This is a genomic window from Thermophilibacter sp. ZX-H3 (genome assembly GCF_052599055.1).
The window spans coordinates 76197-86234 of the sequence record NZ_JBQXES010000002.1; the positions used below are offsets into that span (position 1 = coordinate 76197).

Here is a 10038-nt window from a genome sequence, read left to right on the forward strand (position 1 = left end):
CGCCCGGCGTCGTCCCTTTGGTGATGAGAAGGAGGCAAGATGCCCAAGACCCTTCCGGGCCTCACGCCCGACGGACAGATTTACTTTGACGAGGAGATGGCATTCCTGGAGGCCATGCTCCCGCCCGGTCCCTGGGCCACCGCCCACGGGCCGGGCCTCATCGAGACGCCTGCCGGCACGCTGCTCTGCTGTTGGTTTGCCGGAACCTTCGAGGGGGACGCGGACGTCAACATCGTGGTCTCGCGCCTCGAGAAGGGTGCCGACCAATGGGGCGAGCCTGCGATGATCTCGACCGACAACGAGTTCTCAAACCAGAACCCGTCGCTGTTCCTCGCACCGTCCGGCGAGGTCTGGTGCATGTACACCTCGCAGCGCGGCCGCGAGCCCGGCAAGGACAACATGCAGTACACCTCGGTCATCAAGCGTCAGGTCTCCACGGACGACGGCCTCACCTGGTCCGAGCCTGAGGTCGTCCTCCCCGAGGAGGGCACCTTCGCCCGCCAGCCCATCCAGGTCCTCTCCAATGGCCGCTGGATCTACGGCCTGTGGCTCTGCACGGACAGCGCGAGCGGCCTCGCCGGCGACCCGAGCGCCTTTGCGATCTCCGACGACCAGGGCGCCACGTGGCGTCGCGTGGACATGCCGGGCTCTGCCGGGCGCGTCCACCCGAGCGTCGTCGAGCTCGAGCCAGGGCACCTCGTCGCCTTCATGCGCAGCAGGGAGGCGGACTGGGTCTATCGCAGCGAGTCAGCCGACTACGGCGACACCTGGGGCGTCCCCGAGCCCACGCCGCTGCCCAACAACAACTCCGGAATCGCGGCGATCAAGCTGGCGAGCGGCCGCATCGCCCTCGCATACAATCACAACTCCGCGCCGAGTACCTACGGCAGGACGGGAGCGTGGCCGGCGCTGCGCAACCCCGTCTCCATCGCGCTCTCCGAGGACGGCGGCCTCACGTTCCCGCTCATCCGCAATGTGGAGCGCGGCGAGGGGTATGTGGGCGAGGAGAACAAGTTCAACAACCGCCAGTACGAGTACCCTTGCATCATGCAGGCGTCCGACGGGATGATTCATGTGGCCTACGCCTACCAGACCCGGCGAGGCGTCAAGTGGGTCGCGCTCTCGGAGGACGACGTCATGGGCAAGGTCCGCGGTGCGGGCACCTACAACCCCACGTCGGGCGAGGGCGCCCGCAGGAGCTAGCTGGGGGCGACGCATGATCTACGACGGACTGGGCGCCATCGGGCTCTATCGCGGGCTTTCCCGCGGCCTCGACGTGCTCATCGACTGGCTGGGTCAGAACGACCCCGCCGACCTGCCGCTCGGCATCACCCCGATCGACGGCAACCGCGTCTACGCCAACGTCATGAACGCGAGCACCAAGTACGAGAAGGACGCCCGCTTCGAGACGCACCGCAAGTACATGGACGTCCAGATCGACCTCGAGGGCGCCGAGTGCTTCAAGACCACCCCGGGCGCCACGGTGCCCGCCGGTGACTTCGACGAGGCCACGGACAAGGGCTACTGCCACGCGGCCGAGGGCAACGACGACCTCCTCGAGGGGTGCCTCGCCGGCGGGCGCTTCGTCGTCTTCATGATCGGCGAGCCGCACATGCCCAACCTCGTGACCCCGGGCGCGGAGCCCGGAGCAATCAAGAAGATATGCTTCAAGGTCGTGGGTGACCAGTTCTGGGATGAGGTCTAGCATGTGACGGGGGACGGAGGGGCCGCTACCGCTCCGTCCCCCTGCCGTGCGCGAGGGGAGGTGAGGAGATGCTGGTGACGCGAGACGGCGCGGTTCTTCTCGCCGCGACGTTCTGCTACCTGGCGAGCACGATGCTCGCGAACCCGCTCGTGGCGGGCTTCGCCGGGACGCTCGGCGCCACCGCTGCGATGATGGGCGTGCTCACCGCGCTCATGAACGCGTGCTCGCTCGTCGTGCGCCCCGTCGCCGGCAACCTCTCCGACCGCCTCCCCAAGCGCCGCCTCGCCCTCGCGGGCGCTGCCCTCATGCTCGTGACCGCGCTCGGGCAGGCGCTGGCGCCGAGCACCGCCCTTCTCGCCGTCATGCGCCTCGCCAACGGGGCCGGCTACTCGCTCTGCTCGGTGTGCATGTCCACGTGGTTCGCCGAGACGCTCCCGCCCGCGCGGCTGGGGCAGGGGATGGGGATCTTCGGCCTCATGAACGCCCTCGGCATGGCCGTGGGGCCCGCGCTCGGGATCGCCGTCTCGGACGCGCTGGGCTACCGTCCCGCGCTCGGCCTCTCCGCCGCCTTCGCGGCGCTCTCGCTCGCAGGCGTTCTCCTCGTCCGTGACGGGGGAGCCACGCGGGGCGGTCGGGGCGCTCAGGGCGAGAAGGACGTGCGCCCCCGGCTCCGCCTGCTCGATCGTCGCGCCGTCCCGGCGGCCGTCGTGGTGGCGCTCTTCACGATCCCGTACATGGCCACCCAGTCGTTCCTCGTGAGCTATGCCGAGGCCCGCGGGCTGGACGTCCCCACGGGCGCCTTCTTCACGGTCTACGCCGCCGCGCTCATGGCGCTGCGCGTCCTTCTCGGCCGCGCGTTCGACCGGGTGGGCTTCGTGCCCTTCGTGGTGGCGTCCGGCGCGTCGTCCGTGGCGTCGCTCGTGCTTCTCGCCACCATGGACGGCCCGGCAGGGCTTTTGCTCGCGGCGCCGCTCATGGCCGGCGGCTACGGCGTCATGTGCTCGGTCTGCCAGTCAACGGCCGTGCGCGCGGTGGGGGCGGGGCGCGTGGGGCTTGCCAACAGCACGTACTACATGGGGTTCGACGTCGGCATGACGCTCGGCCCCGTGATCGGCGGGGCGCTCTTTGGGTCGGTCGACCTCGCATGGTTCTTCCCGGCGCTCACGCTGACGGCGCCTGTGGCCGTCGTGGTCGCCGTACTATCCGCCGGCGCGGGACGCAACCGCCAGAGGAGTAAAAGGAACAGGGAAATGTAGGTCCAGCGTCGGGTAGAATAAGCCTCGTGTTTCTTGTCCATGCGTCCGGCATGGCAGCCTTGATGGGCCCTTGCCCCTTCCTGGGGAATTATGATCGGGCATCAATCTGCCGGGCGCCGAATTCCCAGGAGGGGAACTGAATGAAGGAGTACCTAGAGTCCAAGGACCAGGTCCTGGGCGAGCTTTCCTCTGACGAGGAGAGCGGCCTGACCGCGGCGGAGGCCTCGAGCCGCCTGTCGCAGTACGGGCCCAACGAGCTGGAGAAGGAGGAGAAGACCCCGCTCTGGAAGCGCTTCTTCGAGCAGATGGCCGACCCGATGGTCATCATGCTCATCGTCGCGGCCGTCATCTCCGCCGTCACCGGCATGATCCAGGGCGAGTCCGAGTGGGCCGACGTCATCATCATCATGGCGGTCGTCATCATCAACTCCGTGCTCGGCGTGGTCCAGGAGGCCAAGTCCGAGCAGGCGCTCGAGGCCCTGCAGCAGATGAGCGCCGCGCAGTCCAAGGTCATCCGCGACGGCAGGATGGCGCACCTGCCCTCCGCCGAGCTGGTTCCGGGCGACATCGTCCTGCTCGAGGCCGGCGACTCCGTGCCCGCCGACTGCCGCGTCCTGGAGAGCGCCTCGATGAAGATCGAGGAGGCCGCCCTCACCGGCGAGTCCGTGCCCGTGGAGAAGCACACCGACGCCATCGCGCTCGACGCCGGCACCGACGACGTGCCCCTGGGCGACCGCAAGAACATGTGCTACATGGGCTCCACCGTGGTCTACGGCCGCGGCAAGGCCGTCGTTGCCGCCACCGGCATGAAGACCGAGATGGGCAAGATCGCCGATGCCCTCACCACCGCCAAGAAGGAGCTCACCCCGCTCCAGATCAAGCTCAACGAGCTCTCCGGCATCCTCACCAAGCTGGTGCTGGCGATCTGCGTGATCATCTTCGCCGTCGACCTCATCCGCCACGGCTCCGAGCTCGGCTCCAACCCCGAGATGATCCTCGACACCTTCATGGTCGCCGTGTCGCTGGCCGTCGCCGCCATCCCCGAGGGCCTCGTGGCCGTGGTCACGATCGTGCTCTCCATGGGCGTCACCAAGATGTCCCGTCGCCAGGCCATCATCCGCAAGATGACCGCCGTCGAGACGCTCGGCTGCACCCAGATCATCTGCTCGGACAAGACCGGCACCCTCACGCAGAACAAGATGACCGTCGTCAAGCACGAGGTCGAGGGACCCGACGAGCTGCACGTCCGCGCCATGGCCCTCTGCTCCGACGCCAAGTGGGACCCCGAGAAGGGCGAGTCCGTGGGCGAGCCCACCGAGTGCGCGCTCGTCAACGACGCCGCCAAGCTCGGCTTCTACGAGGGCGGCAACGCCGAGAAGTACCCGCGCGTGGGCGAGGCCCCGTTCGACTCCGGCCGCAAGATGATGTCCGTCGTGGTGAAGACCCCCGAGGGCACCTTCGAGCAGTACACCAAGGGCGGCCCCGACGTGGTCCTGGGCCGCTGCACCACGGTCATGAACGCCGACGGCTCCGTCGAGAAGCTCACCGACGCCCGCCGCGAGAAGATCATGGCGGCCAACAAGGACATGGCCAACCAGGCGCTGCGCGTCCTCGCCTCCGCCGTGCGCATGCACAAGGCCCAGCCCGCCGACTGCAGCCCCGAGGCGCTCGAGCACGACCTCACCTTCCTGGGCCTCTCCGGCATGATCGACCCCGAGCGTCCCGAGGTCGCCCCGGCCATCGCCGAGGCCAGGGAGGCCGGCATCCGCCCGGTCATGATCACCGGCGACCACATCGACACCGCCGTGGCCATCGCCAAGAACCTCGGCATCTGCAAGGACGCCTCCGAGGCCATCACCGGCGCCCAGCTCGACAAGATCTCCGACGAGGACTTCAAGGACGCCGTCACCCAGTACAGCGTCTACGCCCGCGTCCAGCCCGAGCACAAGGCCCGCATCGTCGACGCGTGGAAGAGCCGCGACAAGATCGTGGCCATGACCGGCGACGGCGTGAACGACGCCCCGTCCATCAAGCGCGCCGACATCGGCGTGGGCATGGGCATCACCGGCACCGACGTCACCAAGAACGTGGCGGACATGGTCCTCGCGGACGACAACTTCGCCACCATCATCAACGCGGTGGAGGAGGGCCGCAGGATCTACGACAACATCCGCAAGGTCATCCAGTTCCTGCTCTCCGCCAACATCGCCGAGGTGCTCTCGGTCTTCGTGGCCACGCTCGTGGGCTTCACGATCTTCCAGCCGGTCCAGCTGCTCTGGATCAACCTCATCACGGACTGCTTCCCGGCGCTCGCGCTCGGCATGGAGGAGGCCGAGGGCGACATCATGAAGCGCAAGCCGCGCAAGGCGTCCGACGGCGTCTTCGCGGGCGGCATGGGCGTCGACATCCTCTTCCAGGGCATCGTGATCACCATCCTGGTGCTGGCCTCGTTCTTCGTGGGCGTCTACCTCGACATGGGCTACATCAACATCGCGGACATGATCGCCGGCACCGCCGACGAGGAGGGCGTCACCATGGCGTTCATCACCCTGTCCATGGTGGAGATCTTCCACTGCTTCAACATGCGCAGCCGCCGTCAGTCGCTCTTCAGCATGAAGAAGCAGAACAAGTGGCTCTGGGGCGCCGCCATCCTCGCGCTCGTCCTCACCGTCATCGTCGTGGAGGTCCCGTTCCTCGCCGAGATGTTCGGCTTCATGGAGCTCCCGATGGAGGCCCTCGCCGCGGCCCTTGGCCTCGCGTTCCTGATCATCCCGATCATGGAGGTCTACAAGGCCGTCATGCGCGGCATCGAGAAGAACCAGGACTAGCCCTTCTCGGCATACGCACGTCCGAGGGGACGGGGCTTCGGCCCCGTCCCCTTTTTTAGCCCGGGCCGGGCGGGTCGTCCCCGAGCCCGGGCCGGGTCGTTCCCGTGGACGGACCCGCCCGTTCTTCTCGCCCGGCGCTGACCTCCTCCTTGATTCAGGTATTTATTACATGGAAAACCATGTAGCAACCCGGGCCAAATGTCGGAAACGGCCCTTCCGAGGCGAGTTGCTACATGGTTTTGAAGTAGGTAAATTCTCGAACTACCATCGTGAGGTCCGGGCTGACCGCCAAACCCGCCTATGATAGAGTGTCCTCAGGCGACCCCCATCGCTCCCAAGCGAGGGGAGTGGTATGCCGGTCATCCTTTCTCACAGCTCCGCCCTTGAGCTTCTGCGTGCCGTTCCGCCGCAGGTGAGGATGTATCCGCATGTGGCGGAGCCGCTGCGGCTTGCGGACATCTCGACTGATTCTCGCGAGCTCCGCTCCCTCGACGTGCGCTCGTTTGGCATCCGAAGGGATCCCATCCACGTTCTCGTGTCGAGGTCTGCCCGTGAGATTCAGTCATCCGGCGTGAAGACGCATCACTTCGGTCTCGCCGTCATGCCGGGCGGCCTGCTGCTGGAGCTCTCCCCAGGTGTGTATACCGCCGGGCCCGAGCTCTGCTTCATCCAGATGGCGAGGAAGTCCTCGCTCGTGGGCGCCGTCGTGCTGGGCTGCGAGCTCTGCGGGCGATACTCGCACTTCTCGGAGATGGTCTCCGGATACTACGAGCGCCCGCCGCTCACGTCTGTCGAGAAGATCGGGGAGGTCGTGAGCGCCCTTCCCGGGCTCTATGGCGTCAGCCGGGCGCGCGAGGCCCTGCGCTGGGTGCGTGACGGTGCCCGCTCGCCGATGGAGACGGCGCTGTCGGCGGAGCTCTTCCTGCCCGGACGGCACAAGGGACTCGCCTTCGTGAGGCCTGAGCTCAACTACGAGGTGCAGCTCGAAGAGGCCGCGGCGATCATCACGGGGACGAGGAGCTGCTCGATAGACGTTGCCTGGCCGGGCGTTCGCCGCGGCGTGGAGTACGACAGCCTGGAGTTTCACCTCGATCCCGAGAAGGACCTGCGTCGCAAGGAGGCGCTTGAGCACATGGGGTGGACGATAAACACCATCAAGCTCGACCAGATGGCAGACCATGCTGCCCTCATGCGCGCGGTCGCGCTCTTCGAGGGCGCCGTCCCGCGCCAGCCGGGCGGTCCCGCCTCTGAGGAGGAGGTGGCAGAGCTGCACCAGCGGCTCCTGCGCGCAACGCGGTGCGGGATGGGGCTCGAGCGGGCGCTCTTTGGCGTTCCGGTTACGCACGGCGCGGTGAGGGTGCACGTGTAGGGCTTGGCGGCGCCGTCCTTCTCCCCGTGCGGGAGAGGATGGCCCCCGCCCCTACGCCACGCCGGCGAGGCCGAGGGCCATGCCCAGCAGCGACACCGCAATCGGCAGCAGCGCGCACGAGACGAGGACGTAGCGATACGTGTCGCGGACCTCGGTCTTGGCGGCCTGGTTTGCGGCGAGCATCGCCGAGGTGTGGGGCAGCAGCGTGGCCGGCCCCACGGACGCCATGCAGAGCACGCGGTGCATCATCGCCGGGTCGAGCCCGGTGGCAAGCAGCGTCTGCGCCATGCTGCTGAGGTAGATGTTGAGCGCCCCGATGGCTGAGCCCGTGATGCCGGCGATGGCGAAGATCGTGATGAATCCCTGCCAGAGGGGGTTCAGGCTCGTGGACATGAGCGCCTCGATGATGCCCTGGTAGGCGGGCGATGCTACCACCACGCCGCCAAAGCCCATGATGGCGGCAACGGAGACGAGCGAGCTCAGGCCGCTCGTGCAGGACTCGCCGACGGCGCGTCTGACGTTTTCGATCCGCCCGCGGTAGAGCAGGCACGCCGCGATCACCGAGGCGAGCATCGAGACGGTCACGGCATCGGTGGCCTGCATGCCCGCCGCGCGCTGCAGCACAAAGACCAGCGCAACGAGAAGGACGATCGGCGCGAAGCACGCCCAGACGGGCGGCGTCTCGGCGTCGTCCGGGCGCGAGAGCGTCTCCCCGGGGCTGGGGGCGAAGTGCTCCCCGCGCCTGCGGCAGCGCCCAATCTCCCACTGCAGGTAGGCGTAGGAGAGCACGAACATCACCACGGAGCAGATGACGCCGAGCGGCGCCCCCGCGTAGGCGTCCGTCCCGAGGAAGCTCGCGGGGATGAGGTTCTGCGTGGAGGGGATGCCCGGCATCATGACCATGCCGAGCGTGGCGGGGCAGGCCATGATGGCTGCCACGATGAGCTTCTTGGGGATGTCCGCGCGCTCGAAGAGCTCGGCGGCGATGGGGTAGACCGAGAAGGCGATGATGAACGCGCTGATGCCGCCGTAGGAGAGCACGAGCCCCGTGACCATGATCACGAGCAGCGCGTGCTTCTCGCCCACGAGGCGCAGCATGCTGCTGGCGATGCCCGCCGATGCACCGGAGTCGCCCATGACGCGCCCGAAGACGGACCCGAGGGCGAAGAGCAGGAACCAGCTGCCCACGAAGGCGGCCATGTCGCCCATATAGCTCTCGTTGATGGCGGCAAGGACGTCCATCCCGTTGGCGAGGATGACGACGAGCGAGGCGACGAGCGAGACCACCACCATGTGCCAGCCGCGCCAGATGAGGGCGACGATGGCGACGACGGCGAGGACGAGTCCGGCGATGCCGAGCATGGGGGCTCCAATCCGCTGGGCCTTCCGAGGCGGTGCCAGTGTATGCCGCCTGCGTGGTCGGCACCTCGCCGATGACGTATCGTCGCTGACGCGTTACATGCCGGAAGCGGCGCGATAACAACGGGGGCGCTCCGCGTCAGCCTGGCGCTATACTGGCTGCGGACAGGACGACGGAAGGGCGCGCGTGGCACGACGGTCACCCAAATCACCCAAGAGAAGGCGCGGGGGCGGCGCGCCGGCAGGCGCCCCCTCGCTGCCGGCGCTCTCCTCCCTGACCGAGCTTCCCGCCTTCGGCGAGCTCTCCTGCTCCGAGCGTCAGCGCTCCGCCTTCGGCGCCGCCCGGGACCGGGCCGTGGCGGCGGGGGCCGAGAAGGACGAGCTCGTCATGGGGTGTGTCGTGCGCCTTGACCGGGGCTTTCCTGCCGTGCTCTGCGAGGACGCCGTCTTTCGCGCCGAGTTCTCGGCGCGGCTCACCAAGGGCGGGCTCGCGGGAAGGGCGGAGTCCCGCGCCGCGGTGGGGGACTGGGTCTGCGCGCGCCGGCCGCACGGCCACGACATGGGCCTCATCGAGGAGATCCTCCCGCGCGAGAGCGACATCGCCCGCTGGCGCGGCGGCGCGCGGGGCGAGCGCCAGACGCTTGCCGCCAACGTCGACCTCGTGCTGGTGGTTCAGCAGCTCGGCGAGCGACCCGTGTCCTGCGAGCGGCTCGCCCGCTCGGCGGTGATCGCGCGCGACTGCGGCGCCGAGGTCGCCGTCGTGCTCACGAAGGCGGACCGCGCCTCGGACGACGTCCTTACGCGCGACGTCGCGGCGGTGCGCGAGGTGCTCGGCGAGGCGTGCCCGCTCGCGCTCACGTCCTCGGCCGAGCGGGAGGACGAGGTGGGGCGCGTGTCCGCGTGCGCGCGGGCGCTGGGCGTGCCCTGGGGGGTCGACGCCGTGCGGTCGCTCGTCCCGGATGGCGTGGTGGCGATCGTGCTGGGGGAGTCCGGGGCGGGCAAGTCCACGCTGCTCAACGCCCTTCTCGGCCGCGAGGTGCTGGAGACGGGCGCCGTGCGCGCCGCGGATGACATGGGCCGCCACACAACGGTCGCGCGTCGGATGGTGTCGCTCCCGGGCGCGGGCGTGATCGTCGACGAGCCAGGCCTCAGGAGCCTTCCCATCGTCGGCCATGAGCGCGGCCTCGCCATGGTCTTTCCCGAGGTCTCCGAGGCCGCGCAAGGCTGTCGCTTCCGCGACTGCACCCACACCCACGAGCCGGGGTGCGAGGTCCTGGAGAGGCGGGCCTCCGGAGAGATCTCGCCCGCGCGGGCAGACGCCTACGTGGCGCTCGCCTCGGAGATGCGCGAGAGCGCGGCCTCGCTCGACCCGGACGTCGTGCTGTAGGGGGCCCGACTGCGCCGCGAGGCCGCTTCTTGGTGCGACGGGGAGCTCCCGGCGCGGCCACCACGCCCCCAAGGCATCGCGAGGCGAGAAGAACGACGGTGTGAACGAAATCTCGCCAAATTGAGGACGCCGTG

Annotated in this window: 7 protein-coding genes; 6 read left to right on the top strand and 1 reads right to left on the bottom strand. The window is 68.6% G+C overall.

The annotated features are described in order from the left end of the window. The first annotated feature begins 39 nt into the window (after positions 1 to 39). From ACULPM_RS01185 to ACULPM_RS01205, 5 genes are all read left to right on the top strand, one after another. Complete coding sequence (locus ACULPM_RS01185; protein ID WP_445330725.1) at positions 40 to 1203, top strand: sialidase family protein; 1164 nt, start codon at positions 40 to 42, stop codon at positions 1201 to 1203. Positions 1204 to 1216: 13 nt separating this feature from the next. After that, positions 1217 to 1705, top strand: a complete 489-nt coding sequence (locus tag ACULPM_RS01190; RefSeq protein WP_445330726.1) for a YhcH/YjgK/YiaL family protein — start codon at positions 1217 to 1219, stop codon at positions 1703 to 1705. 68 nt (positions 1706 to 1773) lie between these two features. Further along, positions 1774 to 2961, top strand: coding sequence for an MFS transporter (locus ACULPM_RS01195; RefSeq protein WP_445330727.1), 1188 nt, complete (start codon positions 1774 to 1776; stop codon positions 2959 to 2961). 140 nt (positions 2962 to 3101) lie between these two features. Continuing rightward, on the top strand, positions 3102 to 5789 hold the full coding sequence (locus tag ACULPM_RS01200) for a cation-translocating P-type ATPase (protein WP_445330728.1): 2688 nt from the start codon (positions 3102 to 3104) through the stop codon (positions 5787 to 5789). 352 nt (positions 5790 to 6141) lie between these two features. Beyond that, complete coding sequence (locus ACULPM_RS01205; RefSeq protein WP_445330729.1) at positions 6142 to 7158, top strand: hypothetical protein; 1017 nt, start codon at positions 6142 to 6144, stop codon at positions 7156 to 7158. Between the two features lie 51 nt (positions 7159 to 7209). Here the strand turns inward: ACULPM_RS01205 and ACULPM_RS01210 are convergent, their stop codons facing one another. Further along, positions 7210 to 8520 (bottom strand): GntP family permease, encoded by a 1311-nt coding sequence (locus ACULPM_RS01210; protein ID WP_445330730.1) that lies wholly within the window; start codon positions 8518 to 8520, stop codon positions 7210 to 7212. A gap of 184 nt (positions 8521 to 8704) precedes the next feature. On the opposite strand from ACULPM_RS01210, the gene rsgA reads away from it, so the two are divergent. Continuing rightward, a complete protein-coding gene (gene rsgA, locus ACULPM_RS01215) occupies positions 8705 to 9904 on the top strand; it encodes a ribosome small subunit-dependent GTPase A (protein WP_445330731.1) in 1200 nt (399 codons plus the stop codon). The last annotated feature ends 134 nt before the right edge of the window (positions 9905 to 10038 follow it).